The sequence below is a fragment of the Sphingobacterium chuzhouense genome (assembly GCF_014692525.1).
Taxonomy (GTDB): domain Bacteria; phylum Bacteroidota; class Bacteroidia; order Sphingobacteriales; family Sphingobacteriaceae; genus Sphingobacterium; species Sphingobacterium chuzhouense.
Window position 1 is genome coordinate 845939 of record NZ_JACNYL010000001.1, and the last position, 22548, is coordinate 868486.

The following is a 22548-nucleotide window of genomic DNA, read 5'->3' on the forward strand; positions in this document are numbered from 1 at the left end:
CTCGATATTTTTTTCGTACAACTATTATAAAGTAAGATTAAGACCAAACGAGAATGTCTTTAGATTTGGATAAGCATCCCATCCTGTCCCGTAAGTATCTTTGTAACTATATGCGTGATAAAGCCCCATCGGATTCATTGCGGAAAAATAGACGCGGGCATTAGACACTTTCATACTTTCCACCAACTTGGTCGGCAAGGTATAATTCAGGTTAAAGCTTGTCATCCGCATCCGGAACGAGCTTACCTTCCAAAAATTAGAACTTTGATTATATATATCTTCCCAATTCGGGTTCGGCATGGTACCGGTGGGGTTAAGTTCAGGATCATAAATATCATTCCAGATAATCGGACGATTATCAAATACCCGCGTAATGTCGTTGTTCAGTTTTTTTCGCTCGCCCGATCCTATTTCAGCCCATCCACCCCAACTTCCGGCAATGACCGTCTCGAACGAAAAGCTTTTGTAACCGGCTTTCAACGTGACACCAAAACCATACAGATTGTTCTCTTTCTTACTGAGCTGTACCCTATCGTTTTCGTTGATAATGCCGTCAGGTTCGGCATACGTACCATCTGCCTGCAGCGGCCCTCTCACGTCACGATAATAAAGCATTCCAGGCTTTAGTTGACTAGCCGGTGTTTTAAATAACTCTGTAATATTATATTCACTCACGTAGGCGTCAATCTCTTCTTGCGATTTGAACATACCAAGGTAATCGTATCCCCACATACCCACATCTGTTGATGTGCCGTTTTTGGGGTTCCACGGAGCAGCCTCATAAGCTGCTGAATTATCTATATTTTTAATTTTCGCATCACCCCAGGAAAAACGGGTGCTGATACCATAGCGAAAATCTTTACCTACATTATCGTCCCAGCCTAATGCTATTTCATATCCATACGTATTTACCGCACCATAATTTTCCGGTGCTATGGATCCCCCGACAGTTACCGGCATATTACCTAAACGCTCCAATAGAATATTGGTCCCTTTGTTAAAATACCCTTCCAAAGTAGTCGACAAGCGATTATTCAAAAAGCGGGCCTCTATTCCCAGGTTATTCTTAAATTCATCGCTCCAGGTTGCATTTCGGTTCGGCGATTTTCCCATTTTCATTCCCGTATTCGCATTTTCATTACCTCCGAATACCGGGCCTTTTCCGACTTCATACGAAAAACGTTGTCTCCATGCCCATGCCGGGAATTGATCATTCCCCATAAGTCCGACTGAATAACGTAGTTTCAGAAAGTCGATTCCGTCCACCTTGAAAAAATCCTCTTCGCTCAATACCCAACCTGCAGACAAAGAGTAGAATTTACCCCAATAATTTTCAGGAGCAAACTTGGTGGAAGCATCCGTACGAAACAGAAACTCAGCGAGATATTTTTCGCCATAGCGATAGTTTACACGTCCGATATAGCCCAATGAACCAGATTCGTTGGCAAAAGTACGTCCATCAATTTCCCCGAAGGCTGTTCCAAACTGCCCGTCGCTTGTTTCTAATGGATCTGACTTCCAAACGTCTTCTTGCTGTCCCTCAGCTTCTCCACGCTCCACCGAAAACAAACCACTGATATTATGATTTCCTATCTGTTTGTCGTAGGTTAAAAAGAAGTTGATCTGTGTATTATTTCCACTTCTGTTGGAATAGTATAACCGGTTTCCATTGCTAACGGTCAACGGTGTAGGATTGGTCGCTCCTTCGTATATATGACCGTGCTGTCCCTGTCCAGTAAATTGGTATAACTGGTATTTAGTTCCTATCTGACTACCAACGGAATGCCGCATATTCCGGGAATAAGTTGCCCGCGCCTTTAAACCTTCCAAAAATGGTGCTTCATATTCTGCTGATATATTGATAGAGAAAAATCGCGAATCGGTTTCTGCCAGGTTACCTAAACGCTCAATTTCATAGAAATGGTAAGCAGATAGATCGTTGGAAGTTCCCGGTAACTTCACCGGTAAACCATCAATAAAAGCAGGTACATAAGGAGCCGCCAATAAGAGGTTTTTGTAGTCATCTTCGGGACCTTCACCCGACACTTTGTTAAAGGTTTTATCCAGCTTGTCTTCATTACCTGATACTTGTAAGCCCACTTTTAAGTTTGAAGCTACTTTCACATCCGTTCCGGCTCTGAAGTTCCATTTATTATAATCAAGCGTCCCCAAGTTTCCGTTCTGCTTGCTATAGGTCACGCCCGCGAAGTAAGTTGCTCGATCCGTTCCACCACTGACATTGAGTGCATGGCGGGTATTATAAGCAGCTTTCCAAGCATCATCCAGCCAGTTATAATCTAATCCTTTAAAATGCTCCAACTCGTCTTCGGTAAACACCCGATCTTTATAACTTTCTTGGAGTGGATCTGGGTTTGACCCATATTTACCGTTCATAATATTAAAATATTGACCGAACTCATACGCATTCATCATCTTCGTACGATAAGTTGCGTCATTGATTGCGTAGGAACCGTTATAGGAAATCTTGGGTTTTCCTTCTTGTCCTCTTTTTGTCGTCACCAGCACGACACCATTCGCACCACGAACCCCATAAACCGCTGCTGCCCCATCTTTCAAAATTGAAATACTTTCAATCTCCGATGGATCTAAATTATTGAATAATGTCGATTCCGGTGTATTTTGTTCATCCACTTGTATCATGCCATCAATAACATACAATGGTTCCAACGTTCCGGCATCTTTTCCAAATGGAACTGGCGTACGGACTTCTAAGCGTGCCTTCGACCCAGGCCTAGCGGTACCTCCCGAAACGTCAATACCCGCTAAACGACCTGCCAATGCAGCTCCCAAGTTGGTAGCTGGTAGATCTTCTATAGCCTCCATATCCACTGTCTCGACGGCTCCGGTGAGGTGGGCTTTCTTTTGTGTACCATACCCTACCACGACGACTTCATCAAGCGCATCCGTCGGCTCTAATGTAATTTCTAGCGTAGTCTGGTTATTCACTGGAAAGTCCAATGTTTTATAGCCCACATAACTAATGACCAACACCTCATTCCCTTGTGGCAGATTCAAACGGAATACGCCCTTCTCGTCCGTCTGTGTACTGGTGGTGGTACCTTTTATAGATACAGTCGCCCCGATGACAGGTCTTCCGTTGGTATCTAAAACCCTTCCCGTTACATTTACAAAATTATGAGCGTGTGTCGCCATATTACTGGGTGATTCCGTTGCCATCGCCATCTGTAAGGGTGTACAAAAAAACAAAGGACAGAGCAATTTGACACCTTTCCTCAAAAGCTTATTACTTAACATAAATTGACTCTTCATGGTTTATTTGATTGCGTATAAAATAAAATAGGTCTAAAGCAAAAAATAATATTGTATAGCTTTTATACTGTATATGCTTAAATAATACCCGTTAATTTAATTCTTGACTTTTATCCGTTTTCTCTTGCGCTATACGTTCTTGCCATCTAGTACGCTCCTCTTGGAGATTATAGCCTTCTGCTGATAAATAATTGTTAATTCGACCTTTAAATTTCCCGAAAACACCGTGTTTCTCTTTGGAGCCCGGTGCATCCATGGCCAGTTCACGTGCTTCGGTAAGGTAAACCAGGATTTTTTCCTTTTGCTCCGCTGTCAAACTCGGTATCATATCTTGATAGGCCTTGTATGTCAACGGTAACACGCCGTAAGTCATGCCATCTTTAATCTTTTCTATTTGCTCAGGCTGTATCAGGTTACCCAATGCGTCTACGAATGTGCTATGCATTTCTCGAAGCTTCACATCTTCCAACGCTTCATATTGCGTTCGTTTTTCTTCCAACACTTCTGCTTGTCCCGCGTATTCGGCCTTAAGTTTCTTAATCGCCTCTTCCCGCTCCTCATGATGGGCATTCACCGCGGCATATTGCGCGGCTAGCATATCGCGCACCTGATAAAATTTTGTCGAATCTGTAATATCCAACGTCGAGATGATTTTCTCTGAACGCTTGGTGATTACTTGAATGTATTCTTCCTGCTCAGATTGGGCGAGTACTTGACCCCCAAAAAGAACCAATAGTACGCATACATACCAATTCATCTTTGCTTTCATATTTATAAAATGATTATTTTAACAATTCTATTTACCATAGGATGACTTCCCTCAATTCCTCTTTCTCATTATCAACACTCTTCTGAACGAAAATATGTGTCAACAAGCTACATACTGAAAATCTTATATGTTATAGGTAAGCATATAAGAAACCTAACTCTCTAATAAAACCCTTAACAAAAAAAAGCTGTATAACAGCTAATTACATCAAAAAAACAGATCATAATAGATAATCTATTTATAATTGCATCATCAAAGTAACATAATATCAACTGGTGAATAATATGTGTATTTATCCACTTATTATAAGATATTACCATAAATAATTAGAAAGACAACTTCTGTTGAAATTACCACGAATTTTATACATATTATACAAACACAATTCACTCGGCTTATATCGGTATTGTTGTACTCGTGTTATGTAACAATCTCTTCGCATTGTAGCATATTATCATAAAAAATAACACAAAAACACTATCTTCGAAAAATAAAACAAGATTGTATAATATCAGTTACAATAGAATATGAAGCCTTTATATCGAAAACTTCCTGCCGAGTTAGAAAGCTCATTTTCCGCCCGACATGATATCATGCCCAATTTTGGGAACGTATGGCATTATCACGCTGAATTGGAATTACATTATACCATGCGCGGTGAGGGCATCCGCTTTATTGGGGATAATATCAGTCAATTTGCGCCGGACGAAATTATATTGGTTGGCGAAAAGCTATCGCACGCCTGGCGATGTAAAGATGAATATTTCCAGAATAATCCCGAATATAATATTGAAGCAATCGTATTACAGTTTCTGCCAGACTGTCTAGGGAAGCCATTGCTCCAACTTCCAGAATCTTACTTAATACCCAAATTATTTGAAAAAGCCAAAAGCGGCCTGCTTATTAAAGGGGAAACGAAACGTGTTGTCGCGCAATTGATGCACGACTGCGTCAAAGAGAGTGGCCTCGGCAGGATAATCTCTTTGTTGCAGATTTTAAAGACCATCGCTGAAAGTGAGGAGTGTGAAACCATCGTTAAAACACAAACTACTTTTCATCAGTCTAATGAAGCAGACAATATCCGCTTGAATAATATCTTTAATTATACTCATACGCATTACAAAAACGATATCACACTGGAAGAGGTTGCCAATATCGCGAATCTTAGCATCACGTCCTTCTGTCGATACTTCAAAATGATGACTCGCAAGACATATTACGATTTCTTAGTGGAAATCCGTATCAGCCATGCTTGCCGGCTGTTAGTTGAAAATAAGTTACCAACCGAGGTTATCTGCTTTGAATGTGGGTTTAACAACGTATCTAACTTCTACCGTCATTTCAAAAAGGTCATGGGATTGACACCGTTGGAGTACAAGAAGAGGTATTTGAGTAGGAATTAGTTTTCTTATACATTCCCCTCAAAAGGAGCGTACAAGCATTAGATCCATCCTTACAGTATTTACAGCAAACCCCGTTCCATACACCTTTTAATCAATCCCCGACTGCTATTCGCTCCGACTTTGCGCAACATCTTGTTACGGTACTGACGATATGTTTAGAGATACCCAGTCGTTGGACTATGGCTTCGTTGGAAAACCACTCTACGATTAATTGGAGAACCTGCAGCTCTCTGTTTCTGAGCAGGAGGTTCGTCTTCTGCACGATAAACTCGCGGGAAAGGTCAGCCTGGTAAAAATCTGTACACCCGTTGACACCCATTAAGGTAGCTATGTAGCTGTTCTGTTCCGTAAGATAGCGATATCCGTGTGAATAGGTGCGGGTCTTTCCATAAGCACAATTTCAATTTTAGGACTCTTTTCGTCAACACATTTTTTGCGATGCCTTCATTTTTTGCATAGCGGTCAATCATTTTAATTAGTGCTTTAAAAATACATAAAACTTCAGCTCAGAAAAAACAAAAAAATACCCTATAATGGGTATTTTTTTGTTTGCGATTTTAATTTTTATTTGCAAATAAACTTAACGAATTATGAATACAATTTTTCTTTTATGAAATTATGAAAAAATTACATATACTTTTTGTATTGCTTCTTAGCGCCGGCTATACCGGCGCGCAGGCACCACGCTATACCGGAGGTTCTTCGGGGACGGTTCCGGAAGGTATAACGGTAGAAATATTTACAGAATATAACCGTATATCCGAATATCAAAGGACATACTTTTTAGTGTCAAGTGCACTGTCTGATGAAGTAGAGGTAAAAATCGAAACAGCGATTACCTATACCTGTGGCAGAGTAGAAAGAGGTTTCATGGCCCTTACAGGTGGAAGTACCCTGCACCTAAAACCGAGAGAATCCAAAAAGACAGGGACCTGGCTGAAAGAAACGCAGGATAAAGAATGTATCAACGTGGGTACGGATGATGTCCATAGTACGATCGTCGGAATAACATATTCAGGTGTAATTGTCAAAAACTATTCTGCCGATGCACGAAAAGCCAAGCAACAGCAAAATGCCGAAACGACAGATGTTGCCGAAAGAGGGCAAATGAGCAAAGATGACCAAAAGGGGGCAAGAAGAAAAACGGATGATGATTTCTGGAATGATAACCCAAGTAGCAACACACGCAGCGCAGGTTCGCAAAGCCGTACCGAAACAGCCGCCGGGCGAAAAGCACGCGAAGATCAAGCCTATATCGACAATCTGAACCGACAAATGGCAGAAAACGAACGCCTACGTCAAGAAAGTGCACAAAAAATAGATGTTTGGAGCAATAACTTGTACAATACTTTTTATGCTGCCCAGGCCGCTACCGAAGCCCGCAACAGGTTGAATGAAAACTCCACACTTTCGGGAAACTTCCGTTCAGTTGAAGAACTGGAAGCTGAATTTAACCAGAAATACTATGCTATCAATCAGGATGTACAGGAATGGAATGAAGCCAGCAACCAGTCCATTCAGTCGGGTGTCAATCTGTTATTCAATGACGGGAGTGCATCCGGGCAGGCTACCGGAGAATTTGTAGGTTTGTTGGGTTCAGTGATCAACAACAATAGAGCTGAAAAAGAAGTAAGGGAACGTAAGGCATCTTTAGAACGCCAAAAAGAAGAAGCCCTCAAAGAGCTCAACCGGAGGAAATGGAACGCGATCGTCGAGTTGCGGACAAAGCTGTTCGAGCAATTCGCTGATGGTGGCACGCCCTTGTCCAAGCACCGGATACAATCGCCCGAGGTGTATTGCTTTGTCTACTCTTTCCCTGCCAATGGGATGAATGAAACGTCGCCCAATCTTTATATCAGCAATGTATTTCCGGTAGCGCAATATAGCGATGGCACCTGGCCATTCAAAAATACCTTAGTCACGGATATCAAAAAGAAAATAGACGCACAAAGCATTGTATGGATGGGTTACTACACGCAAAAAGAAATGGCCGAGCAGATGCGCAGTAGCCTAATCAACCTTTCGCAAAAAGCACAGCTAAACCCTCTAGGTATAGAATATAAAGGAACCCCGGCAAAGGCAACTATAAACAATGATGACTTTTGGGGAACTGGAGAAAGTGCCGCGAAAGCAACCGCTACACCTGCAAATAATAAGACGAATACAAAACCAACCACCACCAAAAAGAAAGAAGATGATTTTTGGAATAATTAAACAGAAAATGAATATGAAAACAAAGCTATTAACCTTATTACTCCTACTGTTATCCGTAGCAGTATTTGCACAAAACGACCTGAAGGCTCGTATCGAATACGAAGACGCAGAAACAGCATTTGCAAACAAGGAATATGAGATGGTTTTATCTCAATTAGAAAAAGCGAAACAAATACTCGGAAAAGAGAATAGCAAAATTTTGTATTTGCAGATTCTTACTGAAAGAAGACTAGCGGATCGAGATACTTCGTATTTTTCTAAAGTGACGACAACTATTAAACGGTTCGAGAAACTTCCAGATTATAAAATGTTTCCAGAAGAAAAAAGAGCGGAGATTTACCGATTGTACAGCAAGTTGGAGTCGGAAAAAAATATCGTAATTGATAAAATTAATGATACAAAAGCCTTAGAAGATAACTTCAAAAAATATAGTTATCAGGATTGGCCTATAGGTATTCCTTTGGACGAGTTAAAACTCCTGAAAAAGGATAGTTTCTTTTTCAGACACAAAACGAAAGCTGTTAAGAAACCAAATGAATATTTCGGTTTTCAGGTCGTTCAACTTCATACTTGGGATACTGGAATGATGGTCAGCGAAGGATTACAGTCTGTATATTTAGACGGAAATAATTTGGTAAAAGGTTATAAGACTACTTTTAAACAAGGATATTACAAAGGTACGCTAAGTCAGTCCGCTCTTGATCAGATTATTGAGCCAACCGTTAACGAGCTCTCCGGTCTCTTCGGCTTTTCTCCTAAAAAAAGCAAACAAAGCAGCGACACGGATAAATATGAATGGAGCAACGGAAACAAGTCTGTCATTATTACGTTTGGTGGTTATCAAAATCAGCCCGATCAGTTTGGGGTAATGGGTCAAATGAGTATTCTAACACGATAAAACTATGAAAGGGATAAAATCATTATTAACCGTTCTCATGATGATGTTAGCGTTAGGAGGTATCTGTCAGGACGAAATGAAAGCAAGAATTGAATTCGAAGAAGCTGAAACTTATATTGCAAATGAGGAATATGAACAAGCCTTAAACCATCTTAATAAAGCTGAGACATTATTAGGCACTTGGTCTTCCAAAATTGCTTATCAGCAAATAGTTGTAGCGGATAAACTGTGCAGTTATACAGATGACGATGATAAGAACGGTATTGTACTGCTAAAGCAAATGCCTCTTTATATGGCCTATGCAAAAAAACAGGGTAGCAAAATTGATATGGACAAATTTAAAGAAATCTATGCCATAGAAAGCAGAGTAAACTCTTTCAGCCGATTAGTAAAAGATAGTAAATCTCCTGATTTTGTTAGCGCTAAGAAACTGTACGATACAGACACTGATCTGCCAAAAGCAATGGCTCAGGCAATCAAAGAAGCCAACAACGGCAATGTGCGGGCAATGAATTTAGTGGGGTTGCTTTACGATAAAAGTAAACAATACGAAGAGGGTCTGTTATGGAAAAAGAAAGCTGTCGAAAAAGGCTGTGTGTTTGCGGCGCGCAATATAGCTGTTGCTTATTTATATGGTCAAGGCATAACTCAAAACTATACAGAAGCTATGAGTTGGTTTAAAAAAGCAGCAACATATGGAAATCCTTATTCTTATAATGATATTGGAGAGCTTTATGTTGAAGGCATTGGCGTGGAGAAAAATGAAAAAGAAGCAATCGAATGGTTTAAAAAAGGTGCATTAAAAGGTCATAAAGATGCGGTAGAAAATCTGGGAATATATCTCTCGAAAGCCGGTGATTACAAGAAAGCGATGGGTTATTTTAAATATGCAGCGAATAAAGGAAATACTTATTCAATGAATAGAATTGGTGATTTCTATTATGAAGGAAAAGGCGTAGTAAAAGATTTTGCAACAGCATTAGAATGGTACAGGAAAGCTGCCGATTTGGGAAATGGTTATGCTATGTATTCTATAGGTTTTATGTACACAAAGGGGCAAGGTGTACCCATGGACTATAAGGAAGCACTGGTTTGGCTTGAAAAGGCTGTTGAAAACAGAGATGTAAATGCCATGAAAGAAATATATGAAATTTATTCGAAAGGTGGTTATGGTATTAAAAAAGATAAAAAACTGGCTAAGGAATGGGAATCTAAATACAATGAGCAAAAAAAATAACAATAAACTACTAAAATTAATACATTATGAAAAAGCTAATTTTAACAATAGGAGTTGTACTTGGTATTATAGTACAAGGCTGGGGACAAGACGCTAATCAGACAATAACTGATATAACCACGACAAAAAGCAACTTAGAAGATTCTGAGAATAAAACCAATCAGTTAAATAACTTATATGATGACCTCAAAAGAGAAAATGAAAAACTGCAAAAAAGAAATGATAGCATCATAAAAGCCATAGATAATAGCTGTCTCTCAAATTATAAATGTCCTTACTGATAGCATGCCGAACCATAATTTAAAATTTGATGTAGCCAAATTAAAATCTGTTATTTCAAAACTTGAACAAACTAAAATTAAATATCCCGCTAGCACAATTTTCTAGGCGATGAAGTCTGGATGGTTTGTCGGCAAACCATAGCATAGGCGGAAGAAGAAAAAGTATACACCATCACTTAACATCAACCGCATCAATATAAATATCCTTAGCATCAATAGATTTGACCCTGATACGGTACGTTCCAGCATTGATCATTGTTCCGGTATCGGTATCGATATAATTCCATTTGCCTTCTCTCGTCGGCTCTAAACGGACTTGCTCCGCAGGTTTTAGTACAACATCGTCCATCGTGATCAGTTCAATAGTGGCTTGTTTCGTTTCTTTTGATGCATTATGATATTTCAGTGTGAGCGCGTACACATCAGCGACCCCGACTTTGATTTCAAACTCCATCCAGCCATTATTTTCCGTATACTGCAAACGATCTTGTTTTTGGAAGTCCACCTTCGCCATACTTTGATAATTCGTGGCTTCGTTTGCTTTATAGGTATCCGTTTTCTTCAGATCAAATGCGGGTTGTAAACCACTCTGTTGTTGGAAAACAACCAATTCCGCTTGTGCGTCCTTCGATAAATGCCATTCTTCATCTTTATGCAACACCTTACGGTATACTTGCAGATGCTGTCCCTTGTTGTTCATTACGGAATCATCCATAAACTCATATCCGGACTGTTCCGCGTTAGCGAGGAGGTAGAAATTTGTCGGGTGACGGAAAGTAAACGACAGGTCTTCTGTCATTTTTCTGACTTGAAAATAGTCCGCGCCATATAAGAAGCCCGGTAACTGTTGGAAAGACAGCTGCTGTACGGAATCATAGCGTTGACCAATATCCATCCAGCGTTCTATTTTCGGAGGGATACCGGATTTTATTTCCATATTATAGTGTGTCCGCTTCTTCGTTTCCTCTGGTTTTCTATCTACAGAAGCAATTGCAATCGCCTGAATGATGGCCTGCCCTGCTGCGACATGTGGAAAATGTATTTTCAACTGTTTGTCTTGGATCTCCACTTCATAAATACGCTTCAGCGCGGCATCGTGCCCTTCTTCTTTCCAGATATCCAGATTTTGCTCCTGCACAATGTCGTTGATTGCGACATCAAACAGCCGCATGGCTGTACCATCTTTTAGTCCTGCTCCTCCTACCCAGGGTTCGGCAAAATAAAGCTCGACCCGGTATATACCATTGGGTACATCGAAATGGTAAGACAGTTGATCCAAACCATATCGAAACGTTTGAAATAGCGGCCAGTCTGCTACGCCCTTGATGGGGTCAAACGTTCGCCGCTGGCTGGCGAAAACAGAAGAAATATCGTCGTAGCTGTCCGCCCAGGAAACGGAACCCCAACCTGCCGCTTCTGTATAAGGCTGGTCTGCCATCCAATGTTGACCAAATATATCCGTATATTCAGGTCCACCACTGTTCACCCGATACAGATAGTGGACATCTGTCTCCCCTTTCAATAAGGTCGACCCGGTATCGCGCATCTTTTCAAAATTCGGGCTTTGCGGCAAATTGAACAGCACAATGGTATCCCGCACAACAGTTTTGCCACCATTTCTCCCTTCGGCGTATAGCACATTATACTTTATATCTACGCCGTTAAATTCAAATGGTCTCCCGAATCCCGGATGCTTCTGTACACCCAGCGAAATATTTTCCAGATCGTTGAAAAGCTCCACTTCATCACAATTCGAGAAAATACGGATAGCGTCTTTAATGCCCGGTATTAACCAGCGGTTAGGCCATGTGTGGGAAGCGATATGGATCATCGGGTCATTTTTATCGCTATAATGTGCCCGGTACATATAATACGCATCTGTCGGTTCGCCCCACGGCGTTAGCAACCCCTTATAATTAACCGGGCCAATTTTATCTAAATCCCGAAGCCCCTCGCCTCCTTGAATACGTCCCGGATTATCGTGGGAATTCCATAGCCATTGATAATGCCCGATAGCTTCCCCTTTTACAGAATCCGCTAATCGCAATTTCGTTTCGAGAATCTCAGTAAAACGCGCTTCACTATACACCGGATGGTTAGGAAGATAAGGCGGTTCTGCATGCAATTCCAACGTCCTCCATGCGCCATACTCGCCTACTAGCATTTGGCGCTTTAAGTCTTCACCATAGGTGTTGTGGTCTCCTCCGTATGTTCCTGTCCAGTTTTGCGGCACATCCCAATCCGTACCGCTTCCTCCGTTACAGGTCGTCACTAATCGTTGGATGGAAGCCGTCGGATCTAGCGACCGGATGAGTTCTGTGCATTCCCGAGCAAAATCTTCTGGTAAGGTACTTTCGTTTTCCAACCCCCATAGAAAAACAGACGGACTGTTCCTACGTTCTTTTACCCAATCGCGTAGGAGATTTTTAAAGTTCGTCCGAAAGTCTTCGTTGTCAAACCAGATATGGGCCGCCATCTGTGTCCACAACAATATACCATTTTGATCCCAAAACTGCTGATAACGCAAATTATGCGGCTGGTGCGCATCGCGGAAAGAATTGAAACCTAAAGCTTTCATATCGCGCACACGCGCAGCGATTTCTTCTGCGGTAAAGGCGTGCGAACCGCCCAGCTTGTGTTCATATTCGGCAATACCGTGTATGAAAATGGGTTTCCCATTGACAAGCAGTTGATTTGTACCTACAGGTTTCAGTCCTTTTGGCCAGCGTATGGAGCGTATGCCATAAGGCGTTTCTAATCTATCCAGCACCTTTCTTCCCTCCTGTACAATGGTCTCCATCGTATATAAATAGGGATTTTCAGTATCCCATAGCGTTGGTTTGTCGACATGGAGAGGTGACAATTTAAATTCGTGCGTAGCATGTGCATTGATTTGTTGCACATCTTTACTACTGTATACTTTTTTTCCTTCTGCATCGCGCATGTTCGTCACGACGGTTAATCGGCGAGTTTTAGCGGATGTGTTCTGAACCTCGATCGTTTGTTGGATAGCTGCACTCTTTTCATCTGCTGTTTCATCGTTCCAATAATGCACACCAAAAGGTGCAATATTGACTTCGTTCTTTATGACAAGACTAACGGGCCTGAAGATTCCCATGGGCTGTGATCCTTCTGAAAACCCACGCTCCGCAGAACCTCCGCCATCTACCCAGGGTAAATCCCGGATTTCTGCCGGATGGTCGGCACGCACTGCCAACAAATTGGTTCGACCATCCGTATAAATTGCTTCGCTTACATCCAGTGTGAATGTCGTCCGTCCTCCTGCATGGTATCCCACCTTCTTTCCGTTCAACCATACGGTAGCATAGGAACCTACGCCTTCAAAAAAAAGATAAAAACGCTTGTTTTGAGGCTTCTGCTTCACCATAAATTCTTTGCGATACCACGCATGGCCAAATAAGTTTCCGCGAAGCAATCGCCGATATCCGCCGTAACTATCCCAGTTATGTGGAACGTCTATCGTTTTCCAATCTCCTGTTTCTACAAATGCTGCTTGTTCAAAACCTTGATAACGGGACGAATCCTGTTCATCCATAATCGTTTGCCATCCTTCATCGAGGGATATCGTTTGTCGGGGCGACTGTGCAAAAACGGAAGTAATAAAAACAAAGAGTACGGCTATACCGGCAATGATTTTATGCATTATTTTAAAAGGTTAAGTGCTGTATCGAATGTATACGTTTTTTTCTTTTTCGTAGGCATTTCTACAACTTTCCCGTTGTACCGAAGTTTGAGAGGTTTGCCTGCATTCGAACGTACAGCGATTGCTGTTAACTGATGATTTTCCCAAGTCAGGTCAATTTCAAAATTTCCACGCGCTTTGATACCGCGCACGGTTCCTCTGGAAAGTTCCCTGGGCAGCGCCGGCAAGATATCGACAAATGACGTATGGCTCTGTACCAACATCTCACCTATACCCGCCGCACCACCAAAGTTACCGTCAATCTGGAAAGGTGGATGGGCGTCGAACAGGTTCGGATAGGAACCTCCCGCTTTATCCGCAGGACGCAGTAACATCTTGATCATGGTATAGGTATGTTGTGCATCTTTCAGCCTCGCCCAAAAGTTGATCTTCCAAGCTAAGCTCCAGCCCGTACCATCGTCACCACGCATAATCAAGGATTTCTTTGCAGCCTCCACCATTTTCGGGGTGTCGTCCATATTAATTTCATTACCGGGATGTAATCCCCATAGATGCGACACGTGCCGATGTTTATTATCTGGATCATCGACGTCTTCCAACCATTCCTGCAACTGCCCATATTGCCCGATCTGGTTCGGTGCAATCTGCGGTAACATCGCTTGTATGGAGTCACGTAAAGATGCATCTTTTCCAACCAGTTTAGAAGACTCCGTGAACACATGAAATAGTGCCCGTATAATCTGGTGATCCATAGTTGGTCCTTTCACCAATCCACCATTTTCGGGGGAGTTAGAAGGCGTGCTAACCAACCAGCCGGTTTTTTCGTCTTTTACCAGGAAGTCCTTGAAGAACAACGTAGCCCCTTTTATAATATCATAGTATTCGGCAATAACCTTCTTGTCTTGATTAAACAAGTAATACTCCCAAAGATGAGTGACCAGCCATGCGCCGCCGGTCGGCCATATACCATGATTGGAATTATTGATCGGCGCTGTTCCACGCCAAACATCGGTATTATGGTGAAGTACCCAACCACGCGCACCATAATATTCGCGCGCAGTTTCCTTACCTGCTTCGCTCAGTTCCCGAATCATTTGGAACAGCGAACCATGCAATTCACGGAGATTAAGCATCTCGGTCGCCCAATAGTTCATCTCCAAGTTGATGTTTGTTGTATACTTACTCCCCCAGGACGGTTCTAACCAAGGATTCCATATCCCTTGTAGATTCGCGGGGTGTGTTCCTTCACGCGCGCTCGCAATTTGTAGATAACGCCCAAACTGTATATATAATGCAATCAGATCGGGATCTTCCGCAGATACAAATCGCCTTAACCGTTCGTCCGTCGGTATTGCACGTTGCTCTTCTCCTCCGAGGTTTATACTAAATCTTTCAAATAGACTTCGATAATCCCGTTCATGGGTACGTTGTAGTTTCGAAAATGATTTCTTGCGTATTCTTTTATGGTGCCTTTGCGCCTTGCGTCCATAATCAGCTGTAAGTTGCTTGTAATCTCCATAGTTCGTGGCTCCTGTCAAGTACACGTCGGCCGTATTAGCCCCCTGTACATGCAATTGCCGATCTTGTTCGGTAACCGTTCCCCCATCCAATTTAACGGTTAGAAACGAGGTTCCTTCCAGCGCTCCGCCTTTCACCTGAACGGTCATGGCTAGCGTATGGTCATCCAATTTCCATACCCGATGTTTTTGATGTTTCGTTTCCATCGATAAAGCGAAGGAAATCTGTCCCGGTTTATCTGCCGCCAAACGAATAGCAATGACATTATCCGGATAATTGGCAAAATATGTCCGTTTATATTGTACATCGGCTTGCGTATAGGCTACTTCCGCTACGCCCCGCTCCAAATCCAAACTGCGCTCATACTGCTCTGTATCCCCGTCGGGAAATTGAAACTTCAAACTGCCAAAAGGTTGGTAGGAAGCTTGAAAAACACCGACTTTGGGTACATCCGCATCTTGTATCCAGTACTTCCATTGCCCGACCAGGGAAATAAACTTACCGTTTGCATTTTTAAGCCCGATCGGGTTACGGGTATCCTTATATCCCGAAATCCCGCCTTTTCCAGCGAGGTTAATCACTTGAACAGCAACCACATTCTTCCCTTCCCGGAGATTTTCTTTTGGGATGTTGTACAAACGCTTTTCTTGGTCGCCTTTTTCGTGTCCCACCAAATGTCCATTGACATACGTATAGTCGTCTTGCCGAACCCTATTTAAGTCGAGTTCCCAATCACTCGTTAAATCAGCAGCGGTTAAGGTAAATGTTGTTCTGAACCAGATGGCGCCATCAACTCCTTCCAGACCCATTTCTTCCCAACCCTCGTAGGATGGCACGGGAATCGTTGGCCATCCCACATCATCAAATTCGTAAGTGTAGGCGCCGTCTGTTTTTTTTCGCTCTGCACCAACACGTTCGAGCCAAAGCGTATTATCTTCTGTTTCGCTTTTCAACCCCATAAACTCGCGCATAGCAAGTTCTTCTGCTTCACGCTGCTTACCTTCTTCTAAAAGCAATCGAATGGTATCTAGATATTGGTACGCACCTGCTTTATTATAATTCCTCGGCTCACCCGTCCAAAGTGTTTCTTCGTTAAATTGTATCTCTTCTACGCTATCGCCACCAAATATCATCGCTCCCATGCGTCCATTTCCGATGGGTAGTGCTTCCACCCATTCACTAGCCGGTGCATTATACCGGAGTTTCTGCTGCGCTTGCAAATAGGCACTACTGAGGATAGATAAGGTGAGAAAGAAAAACGTTAAACGCATCGTGTTATTTCTTTTGCGCATCAATATTGTTGGTTAAGACTACGGACGACGTTGCCCCTGTAACCGTTTGCTGCACATTTTTAAAATTATTGCTGTGAATAAAGATCGCCTTATTTTCATCTCCGATAAGCTCGAGGAATGTATTCGTCCCGGCACTTGGGAAATTCTGCTGTATATTCGCATCCGTTACTTCTTCAAAGACCAACATCGGGCGATCTGCCTTCGGTGAACGATTTTGGATTCCCGTGATATGAAGCTCTTGTACATTTGTTGCCTTGATGAAAGGTTCGTCAGCGACATCCACGTGTACATTGTTAAAGGAGATGTTTTTAGCGTTTTCAACTAAAAAACCAGCCTTCGATTGCATGTTGATATTGTTGAAACTCACATTTTCAACAGGCATCTCTTCCAAACCTAGTATCTGGCCAACCCGATTGGTTGTTCCGGCCATATCGCTGATATAGACATTTTTAAACAGCGGTGTACGCTCGCTAACAGGTTCTTCTTCCGTTTTTGCATATTGCATATTCAATACGATAGCTTGATCACGGATATTCCGCATGACGATATTGCTCACACGGATGTTTTCGACAACGCCACCACGGCCACGTGCCGTTTTGAGACGAATCCCGCGGTCCGTACCGTCGAACACGCAATTGGAAATCACAATATTCTTCACGCCACCGGACATTTCACTTCCAATCACGACACCGCCATGTCCACGTAACATCGTACAATTGGTTATCGTATAATTCTCCGCCGGAATATTTACTTTACGGCCGGAACGGTCTTTCCCGGATTTAATGGTAATGCAATCGTCCCCTACCGAGATATGGCAATTGGCAATATGGACATTGCTACAGGATTCGGGGTTAATACCGTCGGTATTAGGTGACGGCGGATTATCAATCGTAACGCCATCCACCGTTACGTTATCGCAGTACTGTGGATTGACCGTCCAGAAAGGCGAATTCTGTATTTTGATATCCTTAATCTGTACGTTGTTACAACGAATAAACTGGATAAACGGTGGACGTAAAAATCCTCGTTCCACCCATCCTGGCAAGTCGGGTGCTAAGACGTCTTTGTTCAATCGCTTAAATTCCTTTTGCCATTTTGTCTCTTCTCCTTCTTTTTGGTTTCGGATGGTCACTTCAGAATAACCCCACCATTTTTTTCCATGCCCATCAATCAGGCCACGACCCACAATCGCAATATTTTCCACATCGACGGCATAGATCAAAGGTGAAAAGTTTGTTACTTCCGTACCTTCCCACCGGGATTCTACCATCGGTAGATAATGATCGAAATCATCACTGAAATGCAGCTCTGCTCCGGCATCGATAAAAAGGGTGATATTACTTTTAAAGTGTATTGGTCCGGTAATATACTTCCCTGCCGGAAAATAGACCGTTCCACCACCTTTACTTGCTGCAGCATCAATAGCTTTGGCAATGGCGGCGGTATTCAACCCGGTGCTATCGTTGCTTCCGCCGTAATCCAATACGTTGTAAAACTGTTGTGCTTGTACGGAGATTCCCATCGTGGCAATCATCAACCATAATGCAATAATTCCTTTCTTCATTATCGTAAGTTAACTTTTAACGGTTTTAATTTTTTCGATTTAGCAACACGCTGACCATCCACATAGACGGTTAGTCCCTTTCCTTTTCCATATTGTTCACCACTTTCATCCCAATAGATATCGACTATTTTATCTTTATACGAAACACCCTGCAAGGTAAAATAAGCCCATTGCCCCTGCGGAATAAGCGGCTTAAGCTCAAATCCGTTACGGAGTTGCGGCTTAAACCCGATAAGGTCTTGGATCACGATATCGGCAAAGGTAGAGTGATTGTAAAACTTACTGCGAGGATGGTCACCTTTCAGCCAATAGCCGGTGCGTTCATCTTGGTATTCACCGATGTACGGTTTGCCGTCCATGACATGGGATGCGGCATATTGTTGCACGGCCTCATAAAAATCAGCTTTGGTGATCTGTTTTCCGCGTTTATAATCTGCCAAAAAGTTTGCCATTCCACGAAGTGTCTGTGTACTGGCGAAAGGCCAGATAGCGCCGTCCCATTCACATCCGTGACCAGAACCCCGCGTACGGAACGTTGGTTCTCTGCGTTCTGCTGTCGTCAATCCCCACGGTGCTTTAAAACCTGCGGCATCAACAACTTGTGACCACGCTTCGGCATACGAACGTTGGTCGGGAACAATGTGGAAGCCCCACGGGATAAACCCGATAGCTTCCCGTGCAGGATGCAAGCCCTTATTTTTTTCGACCCGTGTTTTAAAGAAGCTGTCTTTTTCATCCCAAAGGGAATCCAACAGCAACGTCTTTAATTGTGCCGCTTTCGTATCATAATTACGCTTCAGGCTATCATTGCCGACCATCTCTGCTATCGTCGATAGCGCTCGTGCATTGGCGAACATATAACTGTTAATCGTAGGACGCATATTTTCCTCTCTGCGTCCACCAGATACAGACTCTTCCATACCGTCCTTAACATCATGCTGCCAAAACAAGCCGTTGTCCAACTGCCGTTCTTCTTCCCACTTTAGATAATCTTTATCTAAATCGTTTAAACGACTTGTTAGGTATTCCCGATCGTTATCGACCATGTAATAGGCTAACAATGCATCGGCCAACCATGAGCTGAATTGGTGGAATCGCGGCCTACTTTCTCCTTTATCCGCGTGATATAACCAAAAATCCACATACTCTTTCAAAAAATCATTATTCCGCAACCACCTCCCTTCATAGATATGATGTCCTAATGCACAACTGATTGCATTATATCGCGCGGCGTGCTTTACAGGCTCGATAAATTCCGTCACAATCGTGCCCTCCGGTGTCTCCTTGATGTGTTTTCGGTAAGACCACCACCGGAAATAATAGATCTCCTCTATCGCGCTATCCGGACAGGCAAACAACGGAATATTATCTTTCATCCAAGCTGCTGAACTTTTGTTATCAATCTTGTTGATAACTGCTTCATTATCCTGTCTGTTAAATTTATGGACATAGGTATCCAGCTTGGTGTTTAAATCCTCCTGTGCCGTTAAGGCTCCTGGTAAGAGGAACAGCAGCATACCTGCAAGTTTATTTATCTTTATTTTCATCGTTATTCTGTTACAGTTTAGTTTCTTCATAATACCCAAACAGATCGTCCATATCATCGCCTTGGTTATCCACATCGGCGTTGTAGGCATGTTGAAGCTCATCGTCGGATATAAATCCTAATATCAACGCCTCTCCTTTCGGTATTTTGAGCTCATTTTTTCCTTTCGGAAACGAATACGTATGGATATCCAACATCGGCATATATTGTATACGCAGTGCATTTCGAACCTTGGCTTCCGCCTGTCCGTAGTCGTTGGCAGAGGCATCAATTTCTAATACGGGTTTAGGTGCAAACACCTTATCTGTATTATTAAAGTATCCGACTAATACTTTCACATTTTGGTCACTTTCAAATACCAGCGTCGTTCCGTTTAATTTCTGTTCCTCCGAATTTATCATGACGGCTTTCATGCCTTCCAGTTCGTTTGCAAGATGGGTAACCACCAGTTCTTGATCCAAATGTAGTTTCGCACCTTTTTTCAACGTTGCATATTGTACGTCGGTCTTCACTTGAACTTCTTTTTCCCGGAGTAATTTACGTTCTTCTTTTGATGTTCCTGCTGCCGATGCTATCGAATCTATTGCTTGCCGAAAATTCTGTAGTTCGGTTTTGAAAACAGGCAACATTTCCGTCCAGTGTTTAAAGGTTGCATCTACGCCCCGCATCGGAATCTTCCGTTGCTTTGTTTGCATGCTATTGGCATAGAGATAGGTATCCGTTGTCAAATCTGTCAGCGCTCTATACGCTTCTACACTTTTTTCTAAGTCCGGTATTGCCTTACGCAGAGATTCTACGTCCTCCGTATACTTATACTCCAATAACTGAATAGCAGACTTTACTTTGAAGCTATAATGTTCGGCAAGTGCTTGATGTATATAGATATCATTTATCAAACGCTGAAACTCCTCTTTATTCCTGTTGGCAGCCTGCTGAATCCCGTCTATTGCCTGTACGGCTTTATTGGCATGGGCGACAATCTCGTCCGCAACACGCAAAGGTGTTTCACCGATATGCTGCTCGCCTTTGAATTCCTTTTCGGCATATTCGATGATCATTTCCCCTTCGGGTGCTTCCGATTCGTAAAGCAACGTAAAGAGTCCATATCGATAAGGGTTGATAAGCTGCGTCATCAGCATACCCAGCGAAGAGGTTTGGCGATTACCGTCTGTAATACCAAAACGTCGAAGAATCTTAGGTGATATTTCTCCAATTTCGTCCAACGCTGTCAGGAGTCTGGTTGCATCTTTCTTTGAAACACCGTAATATTCGCTTAATAAAGACGACCAATAGGCTTTTTCTTCCGATTCGGGGCGATCAGCTTTCCACGCATAACGTGCCCATGCTTTATACCATATCCAGTCGCGTTCCACCTGCAACAAGCGTTTTTCTGTCTTATCCGCCGTATACGGCCAATCCCAGTAAGAAGCTTGCGGATACAAATGTAGTCCATTGGAGAAATGGATGTCGTGCATTGATTTCACCGATTTCTGTATAAAATCGGGAGCGGCATATCTAAACGGTTCCAGGTTTGCTAAGATATGTACGTTCTGTATGTGTACCGTACCGATACTACCCAACGTTTGATGAAGTTCTGCCCATTTTCCGCGAGTTTCGTAAGTCGTAAGGGCTTCTCCATTAAACTTCGCCATCGTATACAAATTCTTATAAATCGGTAACGCCTCCTTCATTACGGCTGGTGCATCGGTATCATGAGCCCGCAATATAATCGGCGGTTCCAGCTCACTGCGTATAGCACCTAAACCATCTTTGACACCGGGGATAATCGTTTTTGTAAACCAATCGATATCATCCTGCCCTACGCCTTCCATCGCCTCCCCCAATGTAACCAGCAGCCCTACATTCGGATACTTCTCGACAAATGCAGCAATGGATTTACGCGTATAATCTTCTATCAGCGGTGTAATGACGCGGTTTCTTTCCTGCGTTTTTAAACCATGCTTGTCTGCAAAGGGTTTTGGGAGCAGAATATTGTAAAACATCTGAATGACCCAGATCCCCCGCTTATTCGCCTCTTCTGTTAAGAACCGATAAATCTCTTCATTCTTAGCGAATGTTTCGTCGTCCACTTCCAGCGCATAAGGGTAGTCTTTCAATTTCACCAATGACGAAAAGGGATGTCCGTTCCACAAATACAACGTATTGTAGCGGTTTTCCAACATCATATCCAGATACTGTATCCATAATTCCTTGTCATAGAACCATGGAAACAAATCTTCGGTATAAGGATATTCGTATACATCACGTCCGGGTAGATATTCGGTTTTCTGCATACCGATAGCCGTTCCACGCAACACCATTTCCGGCCCGTCCGTGTAAGAAACGGCTTTATCATCGTAAAATGCATTCTTTAGCGCTTTTTCACATCCATACAACAGTCCCGTTTCATCTTTTCCGACAATAATTAACGGAGATTTTTTATCTTTTCTATAGACAAGGAATGATTCTTTGTCTTTTAAGCTCTCTAACAGCGTTGTAGGAACAAATCCCTCCCAATGTTCTGTTGCTCCCAATACGCCCAACACAAGGTCATCTTTTTTCAATGATGTTTCTGCAAAACGGAACACGGATGATGGTTGACCTGTAGCGTTGACCATTTTATCAACGGCATACTGCAACCGTTGCTCATTCGTCACAGCGTTTTCGGCATAAAGGATGCGGACAGGCGCAGCAATTAAATCTGCCAGACCTACCAATCCACATAAGTAAAACACGAAAATATACCTAAAAAAACCCTTCATCTTTCTTCTTTTCTCTCTTGATTAATCCGCCCTCTTCTAAGCGGAAAAGTATTATAAAAAACCTAAACATAGATACACGTCTATATTGGTTATCCAAAACAACAATTAA

Annotated in this window: 12 protein-coding genes; 5 read left to right on the forward strand and 7 right to left on the reverse strand. The window is 42.6% G+C overall.

Going from position 1 to position 22548, the window contains the following annotated elements; all coding sequences use genetic code 11:
• Nucleotides 1-24: 24 nt before the first annotated feature.
• Together H8B21_RS03255 and H8B21_RS03260 are read right to left on the reverse strand one after the other, a co-directional pair.
• A complete protein-coding gene (locus H8B21_RS03255) occupies nucleotides 25-3291 on the reverse strand; it encodes a SusC/RagA family TonB-linked outer membrane protein (protein WP_190312335.1) in 3267 nt (1088 codons plus the stop codon).
• A 91-nt stretch (nucleotides 3292-3382) separates the two neighbouring features.
• Nucleotides 3383-4060, reverse strand: coding sequence for a DUF3826 domain-containing protein (locus H8B21_RS03260; protein ID WP_190312336.1), 678 nt, complete (start codon nucleotides 4058-4060; stop codon nucleotides 3383-3385).
• 527 nt (nucleotides 4061-4587) lie between these two features.
• Here H8B21_RS03260 and H8B21_RS03265 point away from each other — a divergent pair.
• From H8B21_RS03265 to H8B21_RS03285, 5 genes are all read left to right on the forward strand, one after another.
• Nucleotides 4588-5463, forward strand: coding sequence for an AraC family transcriptional regulator (locus H8B21_RS03265; protein WP_190312337.1), 876 nt, complete (start codon nucleotides 4588-4590; stop codon nucleotides 5461-5463).
• 618 nt (nucleotides 5464-6081) lie between these two features.
• Nucleotides 6082-7677 carry a hypothetical protein gene (locus H8B21_RS03270; protein WP_190312338.1) on the forward strand — a complete coding sequence of 532 codons (1596 nt, stop codon included), beginning with the start codon at nucleotides 6082-6084 and terminating at the stop codon, nucleotides 7675-7677.
• A 13-nt stretch (nucleotides 7678-7690) separates the two neighbouring features.
• The gene (locus H8B21_RS03275; protein ID WP_190312339.1) at nucleotides 7691-8575 is read left to right on the forward strand and encodes a hypothetical protein; all 885 of its coding nucleotides are present in this window, start codon (nucleotides 7691-7693) and stop codon (nucleotides 8573-8575) included.
• A gap of 4 nt (nucleotides 8576-8579) precedes the next feature.
• Complete coding sequence (locus H8B21_RS03280) at nucleotides 8580-9812, forward strand: tetratricopeptide repeat protein (RefSeq protein ID WP_190312340.1); 1233 nt, start codon at nucleotides 8580-8582, stop codon at nucleotides 9810-9812.
• Between the two features lie 26 nt (nucleotides 9813-9838).
• On the forward strand, nucleotides 9839-10093 hold the full coding sequence (locus tag H8B21_RS03285; RefSeq protein ID WP_190312341.1) for a hypothetical protein: 255 nt from the start codon (nucleotides 9839-9841) through the stop codon (nucleotides 10091-10093).
• Nucleotides 10094-10265: 172 nt separating this feature from the next.
• On the opposite strand, the gene H8B21_RS03290 is transcribed toward H8B21_RS03285, so the two are convergent.
• From H8B21_RS03290 to H8B21_RS03310, 5 genes are read right to left on the reverse strand one after another with little or no spacing between them, the layout of a single operon-like run.
• Nucleotides 10266-13757 carry a malectin domain-containing carbohydrate-binding protein gene (locus H8B21_RS03290; protein ID WP_190312342.1) on the reverse strand — a complete coding sequence of 1164 codons (3492 nt, stop codon included), beginning with the start codon at nucleotides 13755-13757 and terminating at the stop codon, nucleotides 10266-10268.
• Complete coding sequence (locus H8B21_RS03295; protein ID WP_223814807.1) at nucleotides 13757-16546, reverse strand: glycoside hydrolase family 95 protein; 2790 nt, start codon at nucleotides 16544-16546, stop codon at nucleotides 13757-13759. The genes H8B21_RS03290 and H8B21_RS03295 overlap by 1 nt, the downstream gene beginning before the upstream one ends.
• A 4-nt stretch (nucleotides 16547-16550) precedes the next feature.
• A complete protein-coding gene (locus H8B21_RS03300) occupies nucleotides 16551-18131 on the reverse strand; it encodes a glycoside hydrolase family 28 protein (protein WP_190312344.1) in 1581 nt (526 codons plus the stop codon).
• A complete protein-coding gene (locus H8B21_RS03305; RefSeq protein ID WP_190312345.1) occupies nucleotides 18131-19678 on the reverse strand; it encodes an MGH1-like glycoside hydrolase domain-containing protein in 1548 nt (515 codons plus the stop codon). The genes H8B21_RS03300 and H8B21_RS03305 overlap by 1 nt, the downstream gene beginning before the upstream one ends.
• A gap of 10 nt (nucleotides 19679-19688) precedes the next feature.
• The gene (locus H8B21_RS03310; protein WP_190312346.1) at nucleotides 19689-22439 is read right to left on the reverse strand and encodes an alpha-d-galacturonidase; all 2751 of its coding nucleotides are present in this window, start codon (nucleotides 22437-22439) and stop codon (nucleotides 19689-19691) included.
• Nucleotides 22440-22548: the final 109 nt, after the last annotated feature.

Bases quoted from the DNA above. Each gene is read 5' to 3' on its own strand.
- H8B21_RS03255 (WP_190312335.1), bottom strand. From the start codon at position 3,291: ATGAAGAGTCAATTTATGTTAAGTAATAAGCTTTTGAGGAAAGGTGTC.
- H8B21_RS03260 (WP_190312336.1), bottom strand. From the start codon at position 4,060: ATGAAAGCAAAGATGAATTGGTATGTATGCGTACTATTGGTTCTTTTT.
- H8B21_RS03265 (WP_190312337.1), top strand. From the start codon at position 4,588: ATGAAGCCTTTATATCGAAAACTTCCTGCCGAGTTAGAAAGCTCATTT.
- H8B21_RS03270 (WP_190312338.1), top strand. From the start codon at position 6,082: ATGAAAAAATTACATATACTTTTTGTATTGCTTCTTAGCGCCGGCTAT.
- H8B21_RS03275 (WP_190312339.1), top strand. From the start codon at position 7,691: ATGAAAACAAAGCTATTAACCTTATTACTCCTACTGTTATCCGTAGCA.
- H8B21_RS03280 (WP_190312340.1), top strand. From the start codon at position 8,580: ATGAAAGGGATAAAATCATTATTAACCGTTCTCATGATGATGTTAGCG.
- H8B21_RS03285 (WP_190312341.1), top strand. From the start codon at position 9,839: ATGAAAAAGCTAATTTTAACAATAGGAGTTGTACTTGGTATTATAGTA.
- H8B21_RS03290 (WP_190312342.1), bottom strand. From the start codon at position 13,757: ATGCATAAAATCATTGCCGGTATAGCCGTACTCTTTGTTTTTATTACT.
- H8B21_RS03295 (WP_223814807.1), bottom strand. From the start codon at position 16,546: ATGCGTTTAACGTTTTTCTTTCTCACCTTATCTATCCTCAGTAGTGCC.
- H8B21_RS03300 (WP_190312344.1), bottom strand. From the start codon at position 18,131: ATGAAGAAAGGAATTATTGCATTATGGTTGATGATTGCCACGATGGGA.
- H8B21_RS03305 (WP_190312345.1), bottom strand. From the start codon at position 19,678: ATGAAAATAAAGATAAATAAACTTGCAGGTATGCTGCTGTTCCTCTTA.
- H8B21_RS03310 (WP_190312346.1), bottom strand. From the start codon at position 22,439: ATGAAGGGTTTTTTTAGGTATATTTTCGTGTTTTACTTATGTGGATTG.